General features: G+C 58.1%; 21 protein-coding genes. 6 read left to right on the forward strand and 15 right to left on the reverse strand.

What is annotated here, in order from left to right; all coding sequences use genetic code 11:
* Positions 1 to 84: 84 nt before the first annotated feature.
* The 4 genes from CWM57_RS23535 to CWM57_RS23550 form a co-directional block, all read right to left on the reverse strand.
* A complete protein-coding gene (locus tag CWM57_RS23535) occupies positions 85 to 1,464 on the reverse strand; it encodes a glycoside hydrolase (protein WP_100676471.1) in 1,380 nt (459 codons plus the stop codon).
* A 12-nt stretch (positions 1,465 to 1,476) separates the two neighbouring features.
* On the reverse strand, positions 1,477 to 3,036 hold the full coding sequence (locus CWM57_RS23540; RefSeq protein WP_074386939.1) for a PTS transporter subunit EIIC: 1,560 nt from the start codon (positions 3,034 to 3,036) through the stop codon (positions 1,477 to 1,479).
* A 254-nt stretch (positions 3,037 to 3,290) separates the two neighbouring features.
* Positions 3,291 to 4,988, reverse strand: coding sequence for an AsmA family protein (locus CWM57_RS23545; protein WP_100676472.1), 1,698 nt, complete (start codon positions 4,986 to 4,988; stop codon positions 3,291 to 3,293).
* Positions 4,989 to 5,128: 140 nt separating this feature from the next.
* Positions 5,129 to 6,520 carry a nucleobase:cation symporter-2 family protein gene (locus CWM57_RS23550; protein ID WP_008806808.1) on the reverse strand — a complete coding sequence of 464 codons (1,392 nt, stop codon included), beginning with the start codon at positions 6,518 to 6,520 and terminating at the stop codon, positions 5,129 to 5,131.
* A 284-nt stretch (positions 6,521 to 6,804) separates the two neighbouring features.
* Between CWM57_RS23550 and gltS the strand changes: the two genes are divergently transcribed.
* Positions 6,805 to 8,007, forward strand: coding sequence for a sodium/glutamate symporter (gene gltS, locus CWM57_RS23555; RefSeq protein WP_074386941.1), 1,203 nt, complete (start codon positions 6,805 to 6,807; stop codon positions 8,005 to 8,007).
* A gap of 114 nt (positions 8,008 to 8,121) precedes the next feature.
* Here the strand turns inward: gltS and glpK are convergent, their stop codons facing one another.
* On the reverse strand, positions 8,122 to 9,633 hold the full coding sequence (gene glpK, locus CWM57_RS23560) for a glycerol kinase GlpK (RefSeq protein WP_061152933.1): 1,512 nt from the start codon (positions 9,631 to 9,633) through the stop codon (positions 8,122 to 8,124).
* 21 nt (positions 9,634 to 9,654) lie between these two features.
* Entirely contained in the window at positions 9,655 to 10,506 is an 852-nt protein-coding gene (locus tag CWM57_RS23565; RefSeq protein WP_012967047.1) for an MIP/aquaporin family protein, read from the reverse strand.
* Between the two features lie 442 nt (positions 10,507 to 10,948).
* Here CWM57_RS23565 and zapB point away from each other — a divergent pair, with 442 nt between their 5' ends.
* The 4 genes from zapB to CWM57_RS23585 all read left to right on the forward strand — a co-directional run bounded on the left by zapB (position 10,949) and on the right by CWM57_RS23585 (position 14,637).
* The gene (gene zapB, locus CWM57_RS23570) at positions 10,949 to 11,194 is read left to right on the forward strand and encodes a septal ring assembly protein ZapB (protein WP_008806812.1); all 246 of its coding nucleotides are present in this window, start codon (positions 10,949 to 10,951) and stop codon (positions 11,192 to 11,194) included.
* A 151-nt stretch (positions 11,195 to 11,345) separates the two neighbouring features.
* The gene (locus tag CWM57_RS23575; protein WP_061152934.1) at positions 11,346 to 12,335 is read left to right on the forward strand and encodes a sulfate ABC transporter substrate-binding protein; all 990 of its coding nucleotides are present in this window, start codon (positions 11,346 to 11,348) and stop codon (positions 12,333 to 12,335) included.
* A gap of 168 nt (positions 12,336 to 12,503) precedes the next feature.
* Positions 12,504 to 13,268 (forward strand): CDP-diacylglycerol diphosphatase, encoded by a 765-nt coding sequence (locus CWM57_RS23580; protein WP_074386942.1) that lies wholly within the window; start codon positions 12,504 to 12,506, stop codon positions 13,266 to 13,268.
* A gap of 64 nt (positions 13,269 to 13,332) precedes the next feature.
* Positions 13,333 to 14,637 carry an SLC13 family permease gene (locus tag CWM57_RS23585; RefSeq protein WP_012540294.1) on the forward strand — a complete coding sequence of 435 codons (1,305 nt, stop codon included), beginning with the start codon at positions 13,333 to 13,335 and terminating at the stop codon, positions 14,635 to 14,637.
* A 92-nt stretch (positions 14,638 to 14,729) separates the two neighbouring features.
* On the opposite strand, the gene tpiA is transcribed toward CWM57_RS23585, so the two are convergent.
* Together tpiA and CWM57_RS23595 are read right to left on the reverse strand one after the other, a co-directional pair.
* Positions 14,730 to 15,497: a triose-phosphate isomerase gene (gene tpiA, locus CWM57_RS23590; protein WP_002922909.1), complete on the reverse strand. Its 768-nt coding sequence runs from the start codon at positions 15,495 to 15,497 to the stop codon at positions 14,730 to 14,732.
* A 109-nt stretch (positions 15,498 to 15,606) separates the two neighbouring features.
* Positions 15,607 to 16,206, reverse strand: coding sequence for a YiiQ family protein (locus CWM57_RS23595; protein ID WP_008806815.1), 600 nt, complete (start codon positions 16,204 to 16,206; stop codon positions 15,607 to 15,609).
* A gap of 112 nt (positions 16,207 to 16,318) precedes the next feature.
* On the opposite strand from CWM57_RS23595, the gene CWM57_RS23600 reads away from it, so the two are divergent.
* Entirely contained in the window at positions 16,319 to 16,747 is a 429-nt protein-coding gene (locus tag CWM57_RS23600; RefSeq protein ID WP_004173894.1) for a DUF805 domain-containing protein, read from the forward strand.
* On the opposite strand, the gene fpr is transcribed toward CWM57_RS23600, so the two are convergent.
* From fpr to gmk, 7 genes are all read right to left on the reverse strand, one after another.
* Positions 16,748 to 17,494, reverse strand: coding sequence for a ferredoxin--NADP(+) reductase (fpr, locus tag CWM57_RS23605; protein ID WP_100676473.1), 747 nt, complete (start codon positions 17,492 to 17,494; stop codon positions 16,748 to 16,750).
* Between the two features lie 150 nt (positions 17,495 to 17,644).
* Positions 17,645 to 18,655: a class II fructose-bisphosphatase gene (gene glpX / locus CWM57_RS23610; protein WP_100676474.1), complete on the reverse strand. Its 1,011-nt coding sequence runs from the start codon at positions 18,653 to 18,655 to the stop codon at positions 17,645 to 17,647.
* Positions 18,656 to 18,705: 50 nt separating this feature from the next.
* The gene (recG, locus tag CWM57_RS23615; protein ID WP_100676495.1) at positions 18,706 to 20,787 is read right to left on the reverse strand and encodes an ATP-dependent DNA helicase RecG; all 2,082 of its coding nucleotides are present in this window, start codon (positions 20,785 to 20,787) and stop codon (positions 18,706 to 18,708) included.
* A 5-nt stretch (positions 20,788 to 20,792) separates the two neighbouring features.
* The gene (gene trmH / locus CWM57_RS23620; RefSeq protein ID WP_074386943.1) at positions 20,793 to 21,482 is read right to left on the reverse strand and encodes a tRNA (guanosine(18)-2'-O)-methyltransferase TrmH; all 690 of its coding nucleotides are present in this window, start codon (positions 21,480 to 21,482) and stop codon (positions 20,793 to 20,795) included.
* A gap of 4 nt (positions 21,483 to 21,486) precedes the next feature.
* Positions 21,487 to 23,607: a bifunctional GTP diphosphokinase/guanosine-3',5'-bis pyrophosphate 3'-pyrophosphohydrolase gene (gene spoT / locus CWM57_RS23625; protein ID WP_074386944.1), complete on the reverse strand. Its 2,121-nt coding sequence runs from the start codon at positions 23,605 to 23,607 to the stop codon at positions 21,487 to 21,489.
* A gap of 18 nt (positions 23,608 to 23,625) precedes the next feature.
* The gene (gene rpoZ, locus CWM57_RS23630) at positions 23,626 to 23,901 is read right to left on the reverse strand and encodes a DNA-directed RNA polymerase subunit omega (RefSeq protein ID WP_000135058.1); all 276 of its coding nucleotides are present in this window, start codon (positions 23,899 to 23,901) and stop codon (positions 23,626 to 23,628) included.
* Between the two features lie 54 nt (positions 23,902 to 23,955).
* Complete coding sequence (gene gmk, locus CWM57_RS23635; protein ID WP_002922664.1) at positions 23,956 to 24,579, reverse strand: guanylate kinase; 624 nt, start codon at positions 24,577 to 24,579, stop codon at positions 23,956 to 23,958.
* Positions 24,580 to 24,622: the final 43 nt, after the last annotated feature.

The following is a 24,622-nucleotide window of genomic DNA, read 5'->3' on the forward strand; positions in this document are numbered from 1 at the left end:
CCGACCTACATAAAACACAAACCGCTCCGTTCGTAGCCCCGCTAAGCGCAGCGCGAGCGGGGGGGATCCCATCGGCAATGCGGGTTACTGCCAGGCGGCGAATTGCTCATCGTCGAGGTAGGCCTCGACCAGGGTTTTCGCCAGCGAATATGAACCGATCAGCGGGTGCGCCATCAGCGCCCGCACCGCCAGCGATTTATCCTGCTGCAGGATTGCCGCCACCGCCAGCCGCTCATACTCCTTCACGCAGGAAATCATATTCTTCTGCGCCGTCGGCACCTTCACCGGCGTCACCGGCTTGAGGCCATCCCGGCTCAGGTCGCAGCTGATCTCAATCACGTCGTCAGGGCGCAAAAAGTCGAGCGTGTCGTTATTCTGGATCGATACCACGATACGCTTGGTGGTGGTGCTGTTCACCGCTTCCAGAATATCCAGCGCCACCCCGGCATAGCCGCCGGTGTCCGGCTCTTCGATAAACTGGCGCAGCGTCAGCGGTTCGCGGGTGTGGAATTTTTCCTGCTGCGACTCATTCTGCATATAGCTGTTTTCCCGGCGCAGGTAATGCTGCATCCAGATGGTGAAAGCGGCTTCCGGTTGCGTTCTGGCATCCACGGTGCGCAGCGCTTCGCGCATCTCCTGATTGATACGGGCGATCTGCTCTCCGCGCGTCTCGCCGGCCTCCTGAATCGCCTTCAGCGCCACCTCTCGATAGTAGTAATAATAGAGATATTCATTGAGTAGCTGATTATCGCAAAGCCGCACCAGCTCCGGGGAGAAGTACTGCATCGCCGTCTTCTGGTACAGTTCCGGGCTGGCGATCAGCCGTTCGGTTACCTCTTCCCCGCGTACGGTGAAGTGGGTAAACCATGAGAAATGGTTCAGCCCATAGCATTCCACGCTGAGGTCGTGTTCCTCACAACCAAGGATCGCTGGCAGTTCACGAATCAGCTCGGAGGGAGCATCGCAGATCCCATAGACCCGGCGCTTAAAACCGGACTTGATGATCGCTTCCGTCACCAGGCCTGACGGGTTAGTAAAGTTAAACAGAATGGCGTCTTCGGCGGCATGTTCTTCGATCAGCCGGCAATAGCGAAGGATCGCCGGGATCGAGCGCATGGCCATCGCGAAGCCGCCGGCGCCGGTGGTCTCCTGGCCGAGGGTGTTATGCTGCAGCGCAATGCGTTCGTCGCGAATGCGGCTTTCGTCACCGCCAACCCGTAGGGTGGTAATGATATAGTTCGCATCCTGCAGCGCCGCGACCGGGTCGGTAGTGGTACTAAACTGAATATCCGGGCGAATAGTATTAAATACATAGCTGGCAATTTCGCCAAATATCGCCAGATTATCAGCAGAGTTATCGAGAAAAACCACTTCTGTTAAACCAATGCGGTGAGCGTTATAGGCCAGAGATTTCGCTAAAAATGCAGAGCGAACGCCGCCCCCGCCTAATACGGTTAATTTCATACAAACTCCTCATTAATTTTCTGCTAACCAGTTATCAACCCGGGAACGTACCTGTCCCACTTTTACGCCATAAATAACCTGAACTTCATTACGATTTCGTACGACGCCATTGGCGCCGGTATTTTTTAATTGCGCGTCATCAACCAGCGCCATATCGCGCACAGCCACGCGCAGACGAGTAAAACAATTATCGACGGAGAGAATATTCGCCTTGCCCCCGAGGCCGCGGATAATGTCATCGGTGACCGACTGTGGTTGCGCGACTTTCTGGCGGTACTCTGCTTTGCTGTAAAGCTTCACGTTCTCGTCATCTTCCCGGCCCGGCGTTTTCAGGTTCAGCTTCACCACCAGGGTGCGGAAAATCACGTAGTAAACGGCGAACTGGCCGATACCGATAAGGACATAGCCCGGCCAGCGCGTTAAGGAGACCGGCAGCGGCAGGTTATAGATCAGAAACTCGATCAGGCCCGATGCTCCCCAGGGACGTACGGTGAAGATGTCGCAAATGGCCTGCGAGGCGGCGGTTAACGTCGCATGGATCACCCACAGCAGCGGCGAGACAAATAAGAAGGTGAACTCAATCGGTTCGGTGATACCGGTCAGCATCGAAGTGATAATCGCTGGCAGCAGAATCGCCTTCGCCATCACTTTCTTCTCCGGCTTCGCGGTGTGGTAGAACGCCAGCGAGGCGCCCGCCAGGCCAAAGATAGTGGTCATCCCTTGCTGCGAAAAACGTAATGCGTCGTTCATGACCGGCGTCAGGTCGGGATGGCGCATATAAGCGAGGAAAATGGCCTGGGTCCCGGAGACCACCTGACCGTCCACGTTCAGGGTGCCGCCAATCTGGGTGAGCTGGAAGGGGGACCAGACGAAATGATGCAGGCCGGTCGGGATAAGAAATTTTTCAAAGAAACCATAGACGAAGACCCCGGCGACTCCGGCATTTTTCATAAAACCGGTGAGGGCGGAGATGCCATGGGTCATAAAGGGCCAAATCCAGGTAAAGGCGATGGCGTAGAAGATAACCACCGGCGTCATCGCCACCAGCGTCAGCTTAGCGCCGCCGTACATCGACAGCGCGCCAGGCAGCTCAATGGCAGAGACTTTATTGTGCACCCACGCAATCGTGCAGCCGAGAATAATGCCCAGGAAAACGCCCATATCCACCACCACAAAGCCCAGCAGCTGGGTTTGTCCGGTGCCATAATATTCACCGTTAATTTTTTCGGCGAGTCCGTGGGTGTGTTCCAGCCAGGAGTGATTGGCGCCAAGGAACATAATGAAGCACATCACTGAAACCAGCGCGACTTCGGTTTTTTTATCTTTTGCCAGACCATAGCTAATGCCGACGCAAAATAATAAGCCGAGGTTGCCAAATAAAGGCCAAAAGGTGTCGCCGAGCATTTGCCCAAGCTGGTGTAAGAAACTGGTTTCAGCAATTAATGTCGGATTAGTTAATACTGAACTGAGGGCCAGAATTAAGCCAATGACCGGCAAGAACAATACGGCGCCGATCATGGCCCGGGAGAATTTTTGCATATTCTCCAGAATACGCTGACGTATTTCAGGCATGATTGATCCTTTTATATTTTTGTAGGTACAGGGAGCGGTTTTTTTATCGACTTCCAGTAATTTGGTTATAGCAATTCTGATATTTGAAAGGAACCTGTTGCGCTAAATAGGTACAGATAGCCGCTTATTGCACACAGGTTTCAGGACCCTCACCCCAACCCTCTCCCTGAAAGGGAGAGGGAGTGGCCAGAGCGGAGTTTTGCCGGGAAGTGTTCCCTCTCCCCGTGGGGGAGAGGGCCAGGGTGAGGGGGAGTTTACTGCGGCGCGGCGGGCGCGGTGTTGACCTCGCCGTTGCGCATCGTTTGCGCCACCTGCTGTTTCTCCATATTTACCGCACTGAGCTGCCCGTTAACCGTCGGTTTGAGCGGGACATCGGCCCGCACGCTGCCGCTGGCGGTCAGCTGGAGATTGCCGTCCCCGTTAATGGGAAGCGAAGGCCAGCCCCAGGCCTGCAGAATACCCAGCGGCACGCCGCGGCCGTTCAGACTGAGATTAACCTGGCGCTGGGGTAGCTGCGATACCGCGGCGGTGGCCTGCAGAATGCCGCGCTCGGTGAAGGCGCTAAGCTCAGTGATATTGACCGTAGACGCCGTCGCGCTCAGCTTGAGTGACGGGCGGCGCACGTCTATCCGGTTAAAAGTCGCCGCCGCGGCGTTCAGCGTCGCGCTGCCGTTCCATACTCCCCAGCTGCCGTTTTTCACCAGCTGTAGCTCGCCGCCATAGCCATCGAGGGCGGTAATTTGCCACGGGAAGGCAGGGTCCACATCAATGATCAGGTTACGGCTGACGCTGAATTTTTTCAGCGTCAGGCTTTGCAGCCAGGCCGGCATTGGCTCCATCCACAGCTGTTTCCAGTTCGCCGGCAGCGTGTACTCCAGTCCGGCGAAGGCGGTGTCGTCGAGCACCAGGGCGTTACCGGCGCGCAGCCAGTTGCCGGAGGTGCGCACCATGCCGCCCTCCCAGCGTGAGGTAAACTGGCGCAGCGCAATGCCCTGGGGAGAGAATTCAGCATTCAGGATCGGGTCGAAGAAGTGCAGCGAGCCGTAGATAAATTCGCTGGCGTTCATCGACAGCGTGCCGTCCTCGCTCTGCCAGCCGCCGTGGCTGAGCGTCAGGCTGCGCAGGCTCAGGTCGAGGTCGGTTACCGCCCAGTCCGGCCCCTGCAGGCGGGCGTCGGTGATATCCAGGCGGCCAATCTGCAGGGAGGGGACGGTGGTCAGCGGGGCGAAAAAGTCGGCCAGCGATGAGGCGCTTTGCAGTCGAATCTCATTGAGCTGGAGGTTATCCACCAGCCAGCTGCCGTCAGCGCTGCGTTTTGCATTGCCGGTTAAGGTGCCGCGGGCGACATCGGCGCCGAGGGTGGAGAGGGTGACCTCGCCATGATCAATCTTACCCTGAATCAGGACGTTGCTGGCTTCGACGCCATTGAGGGTCATCGAGCCCGCACTCATCTGGATCTGCGCCGTGTTCCCCAGCACATTGCCTGCCTCCGGCGCCCATGGGCTGACGCCGCCGGTGACGCGCTGCGCGCTAAGCGCCCAGCCGGTTTCCGGACTGTTGAAGGCCATATTGCGCAACATCAGCCGGTCGGCAGCGAACGGCAGGGCCGCGGAGTGGGGAGACAGATTCAGGGTGCCGTCGTTAAGGACTATCTCATTCGCATGCAGCGGATCGCTAAACTGGCGGGTGCTGAAGCCAATATCGACCGTTTTTGCCACCAGGGTGGCCGGCTTGCCTTCCCGGCCAAAGGTGACGTTTTGCAACTGCACATGAAGAGGGGAGGAGAAATCGTGTTCCATCGCATCGAAGGAGACCTGCCAGCCGGTGCCATTGCTGAGCCAGGCGCTGGCCTGGCGGGCGCCCCAGTGGGTTTGCAGCAGAAACCATGCGCCAACAATGACGAGCAGCAGAGCGACTAGCAGCCAGAGAATCAGCTTTCCAAGAAATTTCATGGTCTTCCATTCTGTGAGATGCACATAACCGTGTTATGCCCGATTTAGGCGCACTTCTCAAGGCGGGCGTGGTTTATTTCCGTGATGAGGCAGGTCGTGGAGAGCGTCCCGGCCGATAGCACGACCGGGAGCGCGTCAGATCAGGCTTTTTCTGGCGGGAAAATTAAATTCAGAACAATGGCTGTGATACCACCGGCGGCAATCCCCGAGGAGAGCAGGTTTTTCAGCCAGTCTGGGGCGAACTGCAGGATCAACGGCTGCTGCGACACGCCGAGGCCCACCGCCAGTGACAGGGCGATAATCAGGATCGCCCGACGGTTCAGCGGCTCACGGGAGACGATGCGCACGCCGGACGCGGCAATGGTGCCGAACATCACCAGCGTAGCGCCGCCGAGCACCGGCTCAGGGATGTGCTGCACGAAGCCGCTCACCGCCGGGAACAGGCCGAGGACGATCAGCATCAGCGCCACCACAAAGCCGACGTAGCGGCTGGCAACGCCGGTCAGCTGGATCACGCCGTTGTTCTGGCCGAAGCAGGAGTTCGGGAAGGTGTTGAAGACCGCGGAAACAAAGGAGTTGAGGCCGTTAGCCAGCACACCGCCTTTCAGGCGTTTCATATACAGCGGGCCGGAAACCGGCTGTTCGGAGACGTCGGAGGTGGCGGTGATATCGCCGATGGTTTCCAGGGAGGTGATCATAAACACCAGCATCAGGGGCAGCAGCAGGCTCCAGTCGATACCGAGACCATAGTAGAGCGGCGTCGGCACGGTGATGAGGCTGCTGTTGGTCGGGGCGGTATTGGCCGGCAGCATATCGAGGAACCACGCCGCCAGATAGCCCGCCGCCATGGCGATCACCAGCGAAGCGATGCGCAAATAGGGATTACGCTGGCGGTTGAGGATGATAATCAGCGCCAGCACGATGCCCGCCAGCAGCAGGTTCTTCGGCGCGCCGAAGGTGTGGTCGGCCATCGCCGCGTAGCCGCCGCCGATGGAAGTCAGTCCGACCTGAATCAGCGACAGGCCGATAATCATCACCACCACGCCGGAGACCAGCGGGGTAATGATGCGGCGCGCCAGGTGCAGGACGCGGGAGAGCACCATTTCCGTGCAGCTGGCCAGCATCAGGGTGCCGAACAGGGCGGCCATCATGGTGGGGACGTCGGCGCCGCCGGTTTTCAGCGCGGTACCGCCCATGATCAGCGGGGCGACAAAGTTGAAGCTGGTACCCTGAATGGAAAGCAATCCGGAGCCGACGGGGCCCCAGGCTTTAATCTGAATAATGGAAGCGACGCCGGAGGCGAACAGCGACATGCTGATGATATGTTGGGTATCTTGTGCCGGGAGACCGAGAGCCTGGCAGATTAACAGCGCTGGAGTGATCACCGCGACAAACATCGCCAGCAGGTGCTGGAAGGCGGCGAACAGGGTTTGCGGTAGCGGTGGACGATCTTCGAGGCGGTAGATTAATTCGCTAGCTGATTTATGCGCAACCGGTTGCGCATTTTCTGACTCTGCGGTGTTAACGGACATCACAAGCAATCCCAAGGTGGCAAAGCGGGAATTTTATCGGACTGTAGACCAAAAGCAAACGTTTGCCAGCATTTGGTCATAAAAATTTATGCCGTGAATATGCGCAACGAGGTTATTAACATTTTGTATGCTAAATCGCATCATTGGTGATACAAAATATCTTTTTCTGTCATTTTTTCCGCCGTTCTGCGTAAAATCCCCCTCTGACTCCTCATGATGAGAAGCTAAAGACACCAGGAATATCGTCGCGTGTGAATGGATCATGCGCCCATAAGGAGCTTTTTATGTTTCACCTCGATACCTTATCGACGCTCGTTGCCGCAACGCTTGTGCTATTACTCGGCAGAAAACTCGTACAAACTGTTCCCTTCCTCAAGCAATACACCATCCCTGAACCTGTTGCCGGCGGTTTGCTGGTGGCGCTGGCGCTGCTGGTGCTGAAGAAAAGCATGGATATCGAAATTGATTTCGATATGAGTCTGAAAGACCCGCTCATGCTGGCGTTCTTTGCCACCATCGGTCTTAACGCCAACCTCGCCAGCCTGCGGGCTGGCGGCAAGGTGCTGGGCACTTTCCTGATTGTGGTGGTCGGTCTGCTGCTGCTGCAGAATGCCCTCGGTATCGGCATGGCGACGCTGCTGGGGCTGGATCCGCTGATGGGCCTGCTGGCCGGGTCGATTACCTTATCCGGCGGCCACGGCACCGGGGCGGCGTGGAGCAAGCTGTTCGTTGAACGCTACGGTTTTGCCAACGCCACCGAAGTGGCGATGGCCTGCGCGACTTTCGGCCTGGTGCTGGGCGGCCTGATCGGCGGCCCGGTGGCACGCTATCTGGTGAAGCACTCTTCCTCTCCGGACGGCACACCGGACGATCAGGTGGCGCCAACCGCCTTTGAAAAACCGGACGTGGGGCGGGTGATCACCTCGCTGGTACTGATCGAAAGTATCGCCCTGATTGCCATCTGTCTGACGGTAGGCAAGGTGGTTGCGCAACTGCTGGCGGGCAGCGTCTTCGAGCTGCCGACTTTCGTCTGCGTGCTGTTTATCGGTGTGATCCTTAGCAACAGCCTGGCGCTGGCGGGGTTGTATCGGGTGTTCGATAGGGCGGTATCGGTGCTGGGCAACGTCAGCCTGTCGCTGTTCCTCGCCATGGCCCTGATGAGCCTCAAGCTGTGGGAACTGGCCTCGCTGGCGCTGCCGATGATTATTATCCTGGCGGTGCAATCGCTGGCGATGGCGCTGTATGCGGTGTTCGTCACTTATCGGATGATGGGTAAGAATTACGATGCCGCGGTGCTGGCGGCGGGCCACTGTGGCTTCGGTCTGGGTGCAACGCCGACGGCGATTGCTAATATGCAGGCGATCACCGACCGTTTTGGCCCGTCACATATGGCCTTCCTGGTGGTGCCGATGGTGGGAGCGTTCTTTATCGATATCGTTAACGCGCTGGTGATTAAGCTATACCTGCTGCTGCCGATGTTTGGCTGATAAAAAACCCGGAGGCGGTGCTGCGCACCTGTCCGGGCTACAAGATCGTGCTGTTTGGGGTTTTGTAGCCCGGCTAAGGCGTTTACGCCGCAAGCCGGGAATACCTCCACAATCTTACGCTTCGTCGTGCTCTTCCCACGCTAACGCGCGTTTCACCGCTTTCTTCCAGCCGCTGTAGCGGAAGTTGCGCTCGGTGGTTTCAATACCCGGGCGGAACTCGCGCTCAATGACCGCTTTTTCCTGCAGCTCATCCAGATTTTGCCAGAAGCCGACTGCCAGACCCGCCAGATAGGCCGCGCCCAGCGCCGTCACTTCGCGTACTTCCGGCCGCTCCACGCGGGTGCCGAGGATATCGGACTGGAACTGCATCAGGAAGTTGTTGGCCACCGCGCCACCGTCCACGCGCAGGGCGTGCAGACGAATACCGGAGTCAGCCTGCATCGCCTCCAGCACATCGCGGGTCTGATAGGCGATGGACTCCAGCGTCGCACGGATAATGTGGTTCGAGTTTACGCCGCGGGTGAGGCCGAAAATCGCGCCGCGGGCATACGGGTCCCAGTATGGTGCGCCAAGACCAGTGAACGCGGGTACCACGTATACGCCGTTGGTATCCTTCACTTTGGTGGCGAAGTACTCGGAGTCGAACGCATCGCTGATGAGCTTCATCTCGTCACGCAGCCACTGAATAGACGCGCCGGCCATAAACACCGCACCTTCCAGGGCATAGTTCACCTCGCCGCGCGGGCCGCAGGCAATGGTAGTCAGCAGGCCATGCGTTGAGGCTACCGCTTTTTCACCGGTGTTCATCAGCATAAAGCAGCCGGTGCCATAGGTGTTTTTCGCCATCCCTTCTTTGACGCACAGCTGGCCGAACAGGGCCGCCTGCTGGTCACCGGCGATCCCGGCGATAGGGATACGGGTCCCACCTTTACCACCGATGTTGGTCTGGCCGTACACTTCGGATGACTTACGCACTTCCGGCAGCATCGCGCGCGGAATGTCCAGCGCGTCGAGCATTTTGTCGTCCCAGTCCAACTCGTGGATGTTGAACAGCATGGTACGTGAGGCGTTGGTGTAGTCGGTAACGTGCACGCGGCCCTGGGTCATCTTCCAGATAAGCCAGGTGTCAACGGTGCCGAACAGCAGCTCGCCGCGTTTCGCACGTTCACGGGAACCTTCGACATGGTCGAGGATCCATTTCACTTTGGTGCCGGAGAAGTAGGGGTCCACCACCAGGCCTGTGGCCTTGCGGATATACTCTTCCATCCCGTCACGCTTGAGCTGTTCGCAGATCTCCGCGGTACGGCGGCACTGCCAGACGATGGCGTTGTAGATGGGCTTACCGGTCTCACGCTCCCATACGATGGCGGTTTCACGCTGGTTAGTGATGCCGATGGCGGCAATTTCGTCGGAGTTGATGTCAGCTTTCGCCAGCACTTCTACCAGCGTAGAGCTTTGCGAAGCCCAAATCTCCATCGGGTCGTGCTCAACCCAGCCTGGCTTAGGATAAATTTGTTCAAATTCTCGCTGGGAGACGCTGACGATATTGGCATCATGATCCATCACAACGGCCCGGGAGCTGGTAGTGCCCTGGTCAAGCGCAACGATATATTTTTTGTCGGTCATAGTCGGTGTCCCGTAGTCAGATTACAGCGAAGCTTTATGTTGAGTGGTCGAAGAGGAAGGGCTCTGTTGCTCTTCGTCCACGCAGGTGTCGCAAGGCAGATGGCGGCCAATCAGCTTACGATAGCTGAACGCGCCCAGTGCCGCGCCGACCACCGGTGCGCACAGCGGCACCAGGAAATAAGGAATATCTTTGCCGCCGGTGAAGGCGACGTCACCCCAGCCAGCCAGCCAGGCGAAGGCTTTCGGGCCGATATCACGCGCCGGGTTCATGGCGAAACCGGTCAGCGGTCCCATGGAGGCGCCAATCACCGCAATCAGCAGGCCGATCAGCAGCGGAGCAAGCGGACCGCGCGGTACGCCATTGCCATCGTCGGTCAGCGCCAGGATGACGCCCATCAGGATAGCGGTAATCACCATCTCTACCGCGAAGGCCTGCACAAAATTGATATGCGGGTTCGGATAGGTGGAGAAGATGCCGGCCAGATCGAGGCTTTCTACGCTGCCGCGGACCATATGGTGGGTGGTTTCATAATCGAGGAAAAGATTGTAATAAAGCCCGTAAACTAATGCCGCAGCGCAAAAGGCGCCAGCGAATTGCGAAATAATAAAAGGGACCACTTTGCGGCCATCGAAGCAGGCGAACAGCCAGAGTGCGATAGTCACCGCAGGGTTAAGGTGCGCACCGGAGACCCCAGCGGTCAGGTAGATCGCCATGGCGACGCCCAGACCCCAGATGATGCTGATTTCCCATTGCCCGAAGCTGGCTCCCGCGACCTTGAGCGCAGCCACGCACCCAACGCCGAAAAAGATCAACAACCCGGTACCGAGGAACTCTGCGATGCACTGGCCTTTTAAGGTTGATGTTTGGCTCATAATCGAATCCTGAAGCGTTGTGATGATTATTGTATGTAGGGTGGTCACAGACGACCATATTGCCATGTAGGCATAGTGTTAATTTATCGTTAACGAGCAAAAACGAGAAATATCGAACTTCAAATGTGTGTACCACGTCAAGAAAATGAGCGTTTTCGCGCCATCCGCGCGCATTGAGACCGGTGCCGGAGCGTTTCACCTCGCATTTTGTTAACCATAAAATTAACAATGACCCATGAAGTACGAGCGAACTGCGCTGAAAGCACCAGGTAAAGGCTGAAAAGTGTTGCAAACCGCAATCTGCGCGGCTTGCCGCTGGACAGGGGCGGCGGGGATTCATACAATCGACGATAACACCGCTAAGTGCGCTAATTTTCGTTAAGGCGGGACCGCGTATACGAAACACGAGTTTCTATCAACGCCTTGCAAGTTCAGGAGAGGTATGACGATGTCATTAGAAGTGTTTGAGAAATTAGAATCTAAAGTTCAGCAGGCGATTGATACCATCACTCTGTTGCAGATGGAAATCGAAGAGCTGAAAGAAAAGAACAACACCCTGGTTCAGGAAGTTCAGAGCGCGCAGCATGGTCGTGAAGAGCTGGAGCGCGAAAACAGCCAGCTGAAAGAGCAACAGCAGGGCTGGCAGGATCGCCTGCAGGCGCTGCTGGGCCGCATGGAAGAAGTCTAATCGCTTCGCGCCCTCTCCCGTCCGGGAGGGGGCTATCCTTACTCATTTCTTTATATCCGCAAGTTATAGCCAATCTTTTTTTATTCTTTAATCATTGAATCGCTTTCTGGCACGCTTAACCCATCACAACACACATAAAGAGAGCGGTGCGATGAATAAGTGGGGCGTAGGGTTAACTCTGTTGCTGGCATCCGCCAGCGTTCTGGCAAAAGACATTCAACTATTAAACGTATCTTATGATCCAACGCGCGAGCTGTACGAACAGTACAACAAAGCGTTTAGCGCGCACTGGAAGCAGGAGACCGGCGACAACGTGGTGATCCGCCAGTCGCACGGTGGCTCTGGCAAACAGGCGACCTCGGTGATTAACGGTATTGAAGCGGATGTGGTCACGCTGGCGCTGGCCTACGACGTAGACGCCATTGCTGAACGCGGCCGTATCGATAAAAACTGGCTGAAACGCCTGCCGGATAACTCCGCACCGTATACCTCAACCATCGTGTTCCTCGTCCGCAAGGGCAACCCGAAACAGATCCATGACTGGAACGACCTGATCAAACCGGGCGTGTCGGTCATTACCCCGAACCCGAAAAGCTCCGGTGGCGCCCGCTGGAACTACCTGGCTGCCTGGGGCTATGCCCTGCATCAGAATCACGGCGACCAGGCCAAAGCCCAGGAATTCGTCAAAGCACTGTATAAAAACGTTGAAGTGCTGGACTCCGGCGCGCGCGGTTCGACCAATACCTTCGTAGAACGCGGCATCGGCGACGTACTGATCGCCTGGGAAAACGAAGCGCTGCTGGCGACCAACGAACTGGGCAAAGACAAGTTTGAAATCGTGACCCCGAGTGAGTCGATTCTGGCTGAGCCGACCGTCTCTGTGGTCGATAAAGTGGTGGATAAGAAAGGCACGCGCCAGGTGGCGGAAGCGTACCTGAAGTATCTCTACTCACCGGAAGGCCAGGAGATTGCGGCGAAGAATTTCTACCGTCCTCGCGATCCTGATGTCGCGAAAAAATACGCCAATGAGTTCCCGAAACTGAAGCTGTTTACCATCGATCAGGAGTTTGGTGGTTGGACGAAAGCGCAGAAAGAGCACTTCTCTAACGGCGGCACCTTCGACCAGATTAGCCAGCGTTAATCCTCTTGGCCCTGCTTGCGCTACGCTTAGCAGGGCTACAGTTCTGCGCCGTGCATATCCCGGGTAAGGCGTCAGCCGCTACCCGGGATAACTCCCCGCCCACCATCTGTTTTCATTTAGTCATCAAATTACGTTACTCTTCCGCTTCAGGCTTAACAGGGAACGATAATGAGAAGAGTAAGATATTTTTTGCTGGCGCTGCTGGTGGCGATCCTCGCGGCACTGGCGGGCGGCTACTACTGGCTGTACTCCGGCAACCCGGACGCATTACGCAAGATTGTTCTGCAGCAGTGCGTACCCCATCAGCAACAGCAGCAAAACCCGTCGCCGTGTGCGGAAGTGAACCTCAAGGGCGGCTACGTGCTGTTTAAAGACCGCAATGGCCCGCTGCAATATCTGCTGATGCCGACCTACCGCATTAACGGCACCGAAAGCCCGCTGCTGCTGGATCCGCTGACGCCGAACTTCTTCTGGCAGGCCTGGCAGGGACGAGAAATCATGAGTCAGCGTCACGGCGCGCCAGTTCCTGATAACGCGGTATCGCTGGCGATCAACTCGCGCAGCGGACGCACGCAAAACCATTTCCATATTCATATATCCTGCCTGCGCCCCGATGTACGCGCGCAGTTAGATAAGGATGCGGCCGCGGTCAGCAGCCGCTGGCTGCCGCTGCCGGGCGGGCTTCAGGGTCATGAATACCTGGCGCGCCGGGTGACGGAGGCCGAACTGGCCCAGCGCAGCCCGTTCCTGATGCTGGCGGAAGAGGTGCCGGAAGCGCGCGAACATATGGGACGCTTCGCGCTGGCGATGGCACAGCAGAGCGACGGCTCGCTGGTGCTGCTGGCGACGGAGCGTAACCTGCTGACCCTGAACCGGGCTTCAGCGGAAGAAATTCAGGATCATCGCTGCGCCATTCTTAACGCAAGCCACTAGTTCTGGCGTTTACCTGTCTTACCTGTCGTCGTATTCTTGCTGAAAAAAACGACAGGAGACAGGCATGTCGCTCTGGCTTACCCACCCGCTGTTCCTTCCTTCATTGATTGTCGGCGTCACCATTGTGCTCTGGGCGACGTCGCTGCTGCCGGAGTTTATCACCGCGCTGCTGTTCTTCGCGGCGGCGATGATGGCGAAAATCGCTCCACCGGAGGTGATCTTCGGCGGCTTTGCCTCTTCGGCGTTCTGGCTGGTGTTCAGCGGCTTTGTGCTCGGTATCGCGATCCGTAAAACCGGGCTGGCGGACCGGGCGGCGCAGGCGCTGTCTGCGCGGCTCACTGACTCCTGGCCGCGGATGGTCGGTAGCGTGGTGTTGCTGAGCTACGCGCTGGCGTTTGTGATGCCTTCCAACATGGGGCGTATCGCGCTGCTGATGCCGATCGTGGCGGCGATGGCCCGCCGCGCGGGCATTGTCGATGGCAGCCGCGGCTGGTTCGGCCTGGCGCTGGCGGTGGGGTTCGGCACCTTTCAGCTTTCGGCGACGATTTTGCCCGCTAACGTGCCAAATCTGGTGATGAGCGGGGCGGCGGAAGGCTCGTACGGTATCCATCTGAATTATGTTCCCTATTTACTGCTGCATACGCCGGTGCTTGGCTGGCTGAAAGGGGCTGTGCTGGTGGCGCTGATTTGCTGGCTGTTTCCCGGTAAGCCGCATCCACCGCGTGACCTGGCGCCGCTGCCGCCGATGAGCCGCGACGAGAAACGTCTGGCGTGGCTGCTGGCGGTCGTCCTCACGCTATGGGTGACCGAGAGCTGGCACGGCGTCGGCCCGGCGTGGACCGGCCTGGCGGCAGCGGTGGTCACGCTGCTGCCGCGGGTGGGCTTTATCAACGGCGAGGAGTTTGCCAGCGGGGTGAATATGCGTACCTGTATTTACGTCGCCGGGATTCTGGGACTGGCGATCGCCGTTACCCAAACCGGAATTGGCGGCGCGGTGGGCAATGCGCTGCTGCAGGTGATGCCGCTGGATAAAGACAATCCGTTCACCAGCTTCCTCGCTCTGACCGGGATTACCAGCGCGCTGAACTTTATTATGACCGCCAACGGCGTGCCGGCGCTGTATACCACTTTTGCGCAGAGCTTTGCCGACGCGACCGGTTTCCCGTTGCTCAGCGTGATCATGATTCAGGTACTGGGGTATTCCACGCCGCTGCTGCCCTATCAGGCGTCGCCGATTGTGGTGGCGATGGGGTTAGGCAAGGTCCCGGCGAGGGCGGGGATGCAACTGTGTCTGGCGCTGGCGGCGGTGAGTTATCTGATTTTGCTGCCGCTGGACTACGCGTGGTATCAGCTGTTGGGGAAACTGTAACGGCAAAAGAAAGCCCGGCTTGTGCTGTGCTAAGCCGGGCTCCGGAGCGTTGTCAGTCACCCCGGTCGCGTGTCGCCACCGGGAAAAGCGAATTACGCTTTTTTCGCTGCTTCTGCTGCTTTAACGATCACCGCGAAAGCGTCAGCTTTCAGGGAGGCGCCGCCAACCAGCGCGCCGTCGATGTCCGGCTGGGTGAACAGCTCTGCTGCGTTGCCAGCGTTAACGGAACCGCCGTACTGGATGATCACTTGCTCAGCGATTTTCGCGTCAGCTTTAGCAATGTGGTCACGGATGAATTTGTGCACCGCCTGAGCCTGAGCCGGGGTGGCGGATTTGCCGGTACCGATAGCCCATACGGGTTCGTAAGCGATAACCACGCCTTCGAAAGCGGCAGCGCCCTGTGTTTTCAGCACGGCGTCGATCTGACGTGCGCAAACTTCTTCGGTTTTGCCCGCTTCGTTTTCGGCTTCGGTTTCACCGATGCACAGTACCGGGGTCAGACCCTGCTCTTTCAGCACAGCGAATTTCTTCGCGATCAGCTCGTCGGATTCTTTGTGGTAGGTACGACGCTCGGAGTGGCCGATGATGATGTACTGTGCGCCGATATCTTTCAGCATTTCGGCGGAGGTTTCACCGGTGAATGCGCCGGACAGGTTCACGTCAACGTTCTGCGCGCCCAGGTGAATGTGGCTGCCTTCTGCCGCACGTTTAGCCAGGTCCAGATACATTTCCGGCGGGGCGATGGCAACTGCACAGCCGCTTACGCCAGCCAGTTCGGTACGCAGGTTCGCAACCAGTTCGTTTACCATGTGGCGGCTGCCGTTCAGTTTCCAGTTACCCATCACTAAAGGATGTCGCATTTTAATTCTCCACGCTACTTAAGCGAATTAAGGAATATAGCCGCCCCAGAGGGCAGCATGGTCTGTGAAACAGTATAGAGACTCGTCACTGGAAAGGCTTTGCTTTTTGTCATTTATTGTTGCCTTCCAGCGTTTCAGATAACGCCAGCTTAATCGGTTCAATGGCGAAGGTCAGACCCTTTTCGCCATGATCTGCCACCACATAGCGTACAGCGCCTTCGGTATCGGCAAAGTAGCGTTTGCCCTTGCCGGCGGTCAGCAGTTTCTGCAGCTTTTGCTGGCTTTGCGCCGGGCTAAGGGTGGGGACAAAGGCGCGGATCATGGCGCTCATATACTCCAGCGCTTTGGCTTTCGCCGCCTTTTGCTCCGGCCCCTGGATCGGCAGCCAGGTGATCTGCATGGATTTGATCTTCAGCGTGCCGCGCTCCAGCGCGGTCGAGGCATAGAGATTTTCATTAATTTTGCTGGCGGCGCGGGTCAGATTAGCCTGATCCCGGCTGGTGGCGATGGAACGGAATTCGTTCAGGGGCAGCTTCGGGTTATCGGCGTTAAATTTTTCCCGGAACTGGCTGATCGACAGGTCAAAACTCGGTGCGCCAGAGAGCAGGTAGGGCGCCGCTGTCGCCGATTCGCTTTCTGCGGACAACGCGTGCGGGCCGACGGTCAGGCCCATCAGCCCACTTAAACACAAGATTGTCCACTTCTTCATGCCCGTCGTTCCTTTTTTTGCCTGCTGACGATTAAATCGGGAAGCGCGGCGCTTGTCAAAAAGTCACGACGCCAGGGTAAACTACGCAGACGATGATGATAAGGAAAAACGCATGACCCTACAGCAGTGGTTATTCTCAATTAAAGGGCGCATTGGCCGCCGCGATTTCTGGATCTGGATTGCCATCTGGCTGGTGACCATGAGCGCCCTGTTTACCCTGGCAGGCAGCAATCTTCTCAACCTGCAGACGGCGGCGTTTATTATCGTCTGCCTGCTGTGGCCGACGGCGGCGGTGGTGGTGAAACGGCTGCACGATCGCGGCAAATCCGGGCTGTGGGCGCTGCTGATGATTCTGGCGTGGATGCTGCTGGCGGGGAACTGGGCGATGCTGCCGCAGGTCTGGCAGTGGGGCGTCGGGCGCTTTGTGCCGACGCTGATTATCGTCATGATGTTGATCGACCTGGGGGCGTTTGTCGGCACCCAGGGCGAGAATAAGTTCGGCAAGGAGACCCAGGACGTGCGCTGGAAAGCGGACGCCTGATTACCAGTAGTGCTCCGCTGTCATATGGCCCGGCCGGCGACGCAGATGTTTGGTCATCTGCCGGGTCTCTTTTAACAGCTGTTGGGTATCGCGCACCATTTGCGGGTTGCCGCACAGCATGACGTGGCTGGTGTCGGTGTTCATCGCCAGCCCGACCGCCTCTTCCAGCGCGCCGGTTTCAATCAGGAACGGCACCCGGCCGGTCAGCGAGCCTTCCACAGTTTCGCGGCTGACCACGGTTTGGATGCGTAGTTTACCGGCATAGTGCTGCTCGAGTTCGCGCATCAGCGGCAGATAGCTCAGGTCCGCGGCGTAGCGGACGGCGTGGACCAGCACCAGGTTGTTAAAGCGTTCAAGATCTTTGCCTTCCTGCAAAATTGACAGGTATGGCCCGAGGGCAGTGCCGGTCGCCAGCATCCACAGCGTATCGCAATCCGGTACTTCATCGAGGACGAAGAAACCTGCCGCTTCACTCACCACCAGAACTTCATCGCCCGGCTTTAGCGCCGCCAGACGCGGGCTCAGCTTGCCTTCCGGGACGGTGACCAGATAGAACTCGAGATCGGGATTGCCGGGGGCGTTGACGTAGGAGTAGGCGCGCTGCACGCGTTCTCCGTCGATTTCCAGCCCGAGCTTGGTAAACTGCCCGGCGGTAAACGGATGAACAGGCGCCCGCACGTACAAACTGAACAAGGCATCCGTCCAGTACTCCACTTTTGTCACTTTGCCGCTAACCCAGTCCGCCATCGTCTTCTCCTGTTGCCAAGCGATGCCTTATCTTCGGTCCAGACGAGCAAGATTTCCACCCCGAAGGTGCAAGAAAGCTCTATTGATCAAATATAAACGAAGAACAGGGCAACCGCCTGCGGACGGTTGCCTGGAGGAGAAAAAGCGGTATTACAGGATGTGCTGCTGGATGTCCGGATCTTTACGGTCGAGGTAATGAATCGACTGGATACGACGGATAGTGCGCGACTTGCCGCGGATCAGCAGCGTCTCGGTGGTGGCCATGTTGCCCTTACGGGTGATGCCGTCCAGCAGATCGCCTTTGGTGATCCCGGTGGCGGAGAAGACGACGTTATCGCTGCGCGCCATTTCATCCAGACGTAGCACTTTGCCCGCTTCAATGCCCATGGTTTTGCAGCGCGCCAGCTCGTTTTCACCGATGCGGCGGTTCTCTTCGTTGTCGCCCTTCACGTGGTGGCGAGCCAGCAGACGCCCCTGCATATCACCGTCCAGGGCGCGGATCACCGCGGCGGAAACCACCCCTTCCGGCGCGCCGCCGATGCCGTACAGCACGTCGACTTCGCTATCTGGCATGCAGGTGAGAATAGAGGCCGCGACGTCGCCATCGGGAATCGCGAATACGCGCACGCCCAGCTGCTGCAGCTGGGCAATGACCGCGTCATGGCGCGGTTTCGCCAGCACGGTGACGGTCAGCTCGCCCAGCGGCTTGTTCAGGGCGCGGGCGATATTGTTCAGGTTCTCTTCCAGCGGCAAATTGAGATCGATAGCGCCTTTAGCGCCCGGGCCGACGATCAGCTTTTCCATATACATATCCGGCGCGTTGAGGAAGCAGCCCTTATCGCCGACCGCCATCACCGCCAGGGCGTTGGCCTGGCCCATCGCCGTCATGCGGGTGCCTTCGATGGGATCGACGGCGATATCTACCGCATCGCCCTTGCCGGTACCCACTTTTTCGCCGATATAGAGCATCGGCGCTTCATCGATTTCGCCCTCGCCGATGACGATGGTGCCGTCGATATTGACGAGGTTAAGCATAATGCGCATGGCGTTAACCGCTGCGCCGTCGGCGGTATTCTTATCGCCGCGGCCCAGCCATTTATAGCCCGCCAGCGCGGCGGCTTCGGTGACACGCGAAAATTCGATGGCCAGTTCTCGTTTCATAATCCACTCGTTGTGTAGAAAAATTGCCCGCAGCGCGGCAAAAGCGCGCGCTACGCGTTGGAATAGCGTTCGGTTTCCGGCATCCAGCGCTCGATAAGCGCCTGGGCCTGCAGCGGATAGCGTTCATGAATATGGCGAGCAATGCGCTGAACGTCGGGGATCATCGCCTGATCGCGCAGCAAGTCCGCCACTTTAAACTCGGCGTTGCCAGTCTGGCGGGTGCCGAGCAGCTCGCCGGGACCGCGGATTTCGAGGTCTTTCTGGGCGATGACGAAACCGTCGTTGCTGTCGCGCAGGACCTGCAGGCGTTTCTGCGCCGTTTTGGAGAGTGGCGATTTATAGAGTAGCACGCAGTGGGAAGCGACCGCGCCGCGCCCGACTCGCCCTCTGAGCTGGTGCAGCTGCGCCAGACCCAGACGTTCCGGGTTTTCGATAATCATCAGGCTTGAGTTAGGCACGTCGACGCCGACTTCTATCACCGTGGTGGCCACCAGCAGATGCATTTCGCCCTGCTTGAAGGCCTGCATCACGGCCTGCTTCTCCGCCGGTTTCATCCGCCCGTGGACGAGGCCGATATTCAGTTCCGGCAGCGCTAGTTTGAGCTCTTCCCAGGTCGCTTCCGCCGCCTGGGCTTCCAGCAGATCGGACTCTTCAATCAGCGTACAGACCCAATAGGCCTGGCGGCCTTCATGGGTACAGGCGTTGCGTACGCGGTCGATAATATCGCTGCGCCGGGTGTCCGGGATGGCGACGGTGGTCACCGGGGTTCGGCCTGGCGGCAGCTCGTCGATAACTGAGGTATCGAGATCGGCATAGGCGGTCATCGCCAGGGTGCGCGGGATTGGCGTCGCGGTCATGATCAGCTGATGCGGGTGGAACCCCTGCTGCTGACCTTTTTCCCACAGCGCCAGCCGCTGATGCACGCCGAAGCGGTGCTGTTCGTCGATAATCACCAGCGCCAGACTGTTAAACTGCACCTGCTCCTGGAAGATGGCGTGAGTGCCGACAATCATCTGCACTTCGCCGCTGGCGATAGCGTCCTGCTGTACCTGACGGGCTTTGCCTTTTTGCTTGCCCGCCAGCCAGCCGACTTCTATGCCCAGCGGTTCAAACCAGCTGCGGAAGTTATTGGCATGCTGCTCGGCGAGCAGTTCGGTGGGCGCCATCAGCGCCACCTGTTTGCCGTGGGCAATAGCGCGCACGGCGGCCAGCGCGGCGACCAGCGTTTTGCCGGAGCCAACGTCGCCCTGCACCAGGCGCATCATCGGCACGTCCAGCGCCATATCGTGTTCGATCTCGGCGGTAACCCGCGCCTGCGCGCCGGTGGGCTTAAAGGGCAGGGAGGCCAGCAGCTGGTTTTTCAGGGTATCGTTGGCGCCGAGCGGCAGGGCGTGATAGCGCTGGGCGCCTGCCCTCAGCGCCAGCATGCTGAGGTTATGCGCCAGCAGCTCTTCCAGAATCAGACGCTGCTGCGCCGGGTGCTTGCCGCTTTCCAGCTCGCTAAGTTGCAAGGAGGGAGGCGGACGGTGCAGCGTACGCAGCGCTTCCGGCAGGCTCATCATCCCCTGCGCCAGCTCCGGTGGGAGGAGTTCGCTAATCGCGCAGGTTTCCAGGAGCTCAAGCGCCTGGTCGGTGAGCTTGCGCAGGGTCGCCTGCTTGATGCCTTCGGTGGTCGGATAGACCGGAGTTAACGTTTCCTGAAGCTCCGGGGTGCTCATATCGCCCTGGACGCGGTATTCCGGGTGGATCATCTCGGCGCCGTACTTCCCGCGTTTGGCTTCACCGTAGGCCAGCACCCGACGACCAGTCGCGAGGCTGTTTTTCATCGCCGCGTTAAAGTTGAAAAAGCGCATGGTGAGGATGCCGGTGCCGTCGCTGATCTGGCAGGTCAACATCCGCCGGCCGCCGAAGGTGATATTGCTGTTGAGCACTTCGCCTTCCACGGTGGCATAAACCCCGGGAAGCAGCTCGGCTATCGGGTAAAGATGGGTGCGATCTTCGTAACGCAGCGGCAGGTGCAGCAGCAGGTCCTGAACCGTATGCAGGCCGATCTTCGCCAGTTTACTGCTTTGCGCAGCGCCCACACCGGTGAGTGAGCTGAGCGGAACGGCATCGAGCAGGCGGCCTGACATCAGGTTTACCTCGTTGCCTGCATGGTAGCCCACCATGCGTCATCGGCTTCCACTTCGCCCTGCTCGTTGACGTGGGGGTAAGGCAGACCTTTTTGTCGGGCGACGCGGGCCAGCACCGGATAACCGCCTTCGAACAGCAGGCGCTGCTGCTCTTCCGGCGGCAGCATGCTGTTGGCGCGTTGGTACATCCCGGCGTTTTGCCGCTGGCGCTGCGCCTCGTAAAGGATCAGCGCCGAGGCGACGGAGACGTTCAGCGACTGTACCATGCCGATCATTGGGATAATGATGTCCTGGTCTGCCAGCGTCAGCGCTTCCTGGGTGATGCCGGTTTTCTCCTGACCCATCAGGATACAGGTTGGGCGCGTATAGTCGATTTCACGAAAATCGATGGCTTTGTCGGAAAGGTGAGTGGCGAGAATTTGCATGCCCTGGCCTTTCAGGTGGCCGACGGCATCTGCGATGGTGCGGTGGGTTTTCACCTGCACCCAGCTGTTGCTGCCCGCGGCGGCGGAGGCCATGGTACGCATCCGGCTGCTTGGCCAGACGGCATGCACTTCGTGTACGCCAACGGCATCTGCGGTCCGAATGACCGCAGAGACGTTATGAGGCTTATGGACCTGCTCCATACAGACCGTCAGGTCAGGCTGACGCCTGGCGAGCATCTCGCAGATACGCTCGTAGCGCTTTGAGTTCATAAAGCTAGTTTCGGTTACGGGTGACTTTAATCACGTCCGGCATGACGCGGATTTTGCGCATGATATTCGCCAGATGCACGCGGTCGCGCGCGGTCAGGCGGATAAAGGCGCTGTATACGCGGCCATCTTTCTCTTCCGTATTCAGGCTCTGGATATTGGAAGACGCGGTGTTGATCGCCGCCGTCAGGTTAGCCAGCGCGCCCTGGTGGTTAAACATGTCCACCTTGATTTCGGTGATGAACTCCTGAGCGGTCTCTTTATCCCACTCAACCGCCATAAATTTCTCCGGCTCTTTCTGATAGCCGCGAATGTTACGACAGGATTCATGGTGGATAACCAGCCCCTTACCCGGACTGACGTGGGCGATGATCGGGTCACCTGGAATCGGACGACAGCACTTGGCGAAGGTAATCAGCACGCCATCGGCGCCTTTGATCGGCAGATGTCCGTGGTTCGAGGCGTTAGCCGGTACCGGTGCGGCAGAGGCTTCGCCCTGCTGCAGATTTTTGGCGACCACGACGCTCATGGCATTGCCCAGACCGATTTCCGCCAGCAGATCGTCAAGCGAGGCCAGCTTCATGCGGTCAAGTTCGCGCTGGATATTTTCCGGCGGGATCTCGGCGAGTTTGCGGCTACCGCCCAGTGCGTGATTGAGGAGACGACGGCCAAGGCTGACCGAATCGTCGCGCTTAAGGTTTTTCAGCAGCTGACGGATCTTGGCGCGCGCTTTCGAGCTGACGACAAAGTTCAGCCAGGCGGCATTCGGGCGTGCGCCCGGCGCGGTGATAATTTCGACAGTCTGGCCGCTGGAGAGCGGCTGCGACAACGGATAAGGCTGGCGGTCGACGCGTGCGCCAACGCAGGCATGGCCGATATCAGTATGCACCGCGTAGGCGAAGTCCACCGGCGTGGCGCCAGCGGGCAGTTCGACAATGCGACCTTCCGGGGTGAAAACGTAAATCTCATCCGGGAACAGATCGGATTTTACGCTCTCGATAAATTCAAACGAGCTACCGGCGCTCTGCTGCAGCTCCAGCAGGCTTTGCATCCAGCGCTGAGCGCGGATTTGCGCGGTGGTGCTGCTTTCGCCGCCGTGCTCTTTATAAGCCCAGTGCGCCGCAACCCCCATCTCCGCCATCTGGTCCATGTCTTCGGTACGAATTTGTACCTCAACCGGGACGCCGTGGGGGCCGATCATCGAGGTGTGCAAAGACTGATAGCCGTTCGCTTTCGGAATGGCAATGTAGTCTTTGAAACGACCTGGACGCGGTTTGTAGAGGCTGTGCATCTGGCCGAGCACGCGGTAGCAGACATCGGCATCATGGACGATGACGCGGAAGGCGTAGATATCCATGATCGAGTGAAAACGCTGCTCTTTGAGCACCATTTTGCAGTAGATGGAGTACAGATGCTTTTCGCGACCGCTGACGCGGCAGGGGATGCCCGCTTCCTGCAACCGTCCTTCGATTTCGGAGAGGATCTTTTGGATCATCTCTTTACGGTTGCCGCGCGCCGCTTTGACCACCTCTTTAATGACGCGGTAGCGGTTAGGGTACAGCGCTTCAAAGCCCAGCTCTTCGAGCTCGGTCTTGATGTGATGGATACCTAAACGGTGCGCCAGCGGGCTGTAAATTTCCAGCGTTTCGCGGGCGATGCGGCGGCGTTTATCCGGGCGTAACGAGCCCAGAGTACGCATGTTGTGGGTGCGGTCGGCAAGCTTGATGAGGATGACGCGGATGTCCTGCACCATCGCCATGATCATTTTGCGAAAGTTTTCGGCCTGCGCCTCTTTCTTATCGCGAAACTTGAGCTTATCAAGTTTCGACACCCCCTCTACCAGTTCGGCAACGCTTTTACCAAAAAGCTGTTCCATGTCCTGGTAGGTGGCGGGGGTATCTTCAATCACATCATGCAGCAGCGCGGCCATCAGCGTTTCATAGTCGAGCTTCATCTCGGCCAGAATGCAGGCTACCGCGACAGGGTGCGTGATATAGGGTTCACCGCTTGAACGTGTCTGACCCTCGTGAGCGTCACGTGCAACGAGATACGCCTGCCGAAGGCGCTTGATTTGCTCTTCCGGCAGGTAGTTTTGAATCAGCTGATTCAGGCTTTCAAACAGATACAAGGGCGACCCGCTGTGTGATTAACGACGACCTTCAGCAATCGCGGTAACGGCTTGTAATTCAGCGGCTTCCTGCTCTTGCTGTTCCTGGCGCTCACGTACGTCGAGGATCTGGTTGTTGATCAGACCTTCTTCGATTTCGCGCAGTGCGATAACGGTGGTTTTATCGTTTTCTTCCGGTACCAGCGGATCCTTTCCGCCTACCTGCATCTGACGAGCGCGACGCGCGGCGACCAGTACCAGGTCAAAACGGTTACCAATTTTCTCTACAGCGTCCTGAACAGTTACGCGTGCCATACTTAAAATGCTCCACAGGTGAAGAAATGACTGGGCATGATACTGAATGTGGGTTCAGTCTGCCAATAGTTTGGTGATTAAAGCGCCATGTCGCTGCTTTTGGCGGCTCATGCGCAGACGTTCAGCGCGGATGATATTTTTCAGGTCGCTCAGGGCGGTGTCAAAATCATCGTTCACAATCAGGTAATCATATTCCGCGTAATGGCTCATTTCCGCAACGGCCTGGGCCATCCGTTTCGCGATTACCTCTTCGCTGTCCTGGCCGCGGCCGCGCAGGCGACGGTCCAGTTCATCTTTTGACGGCGGCAGAATAAAAATGCTGCGTGCGCCGGGCATGCTTTTACGGATCTGCTGCGCACCTTGCCAGTCGATATCGAGGAAGACATCGACGCCGGTCGCCAGCACCTGCTCGATCGCTTTACGCGACGTGCCGTAATAGTTGCCAAAGACCTCTGCATGTTCCAGAAACGCGTTTTCGCCAATCATCGAGCGGAATTCGTCGTGATTCACGAAGAAATAGTGTTCGCCGTGCACTTCACCCGGACGCGGCGCCCGCGTGGTATGGGAAACCGATACCTGGGTGTCATACAACGGTTGGGTTTTTAATAAAGCCTGAATCAGGCTGGATTTACCCGCGCCGCTAGGGGCGGAAACAATATAAAGCGTGCCTTGAGCCATGAGTGTCTTTTGTATGTGGTTATCGAAAGAGGTCCTACATACG

Origin of the sequence: Klebsiella sp. G-Nf4 (assembly GCF_002810615.1) — a bacterium.
Taxonomy (GTDB): domain Bacteria; phylum Pseudomonadota; class Gammaproteobacteria; order Enterobacterales; family Enterobacteriaceae; genus Klebsiella; species Klebsiella variicola.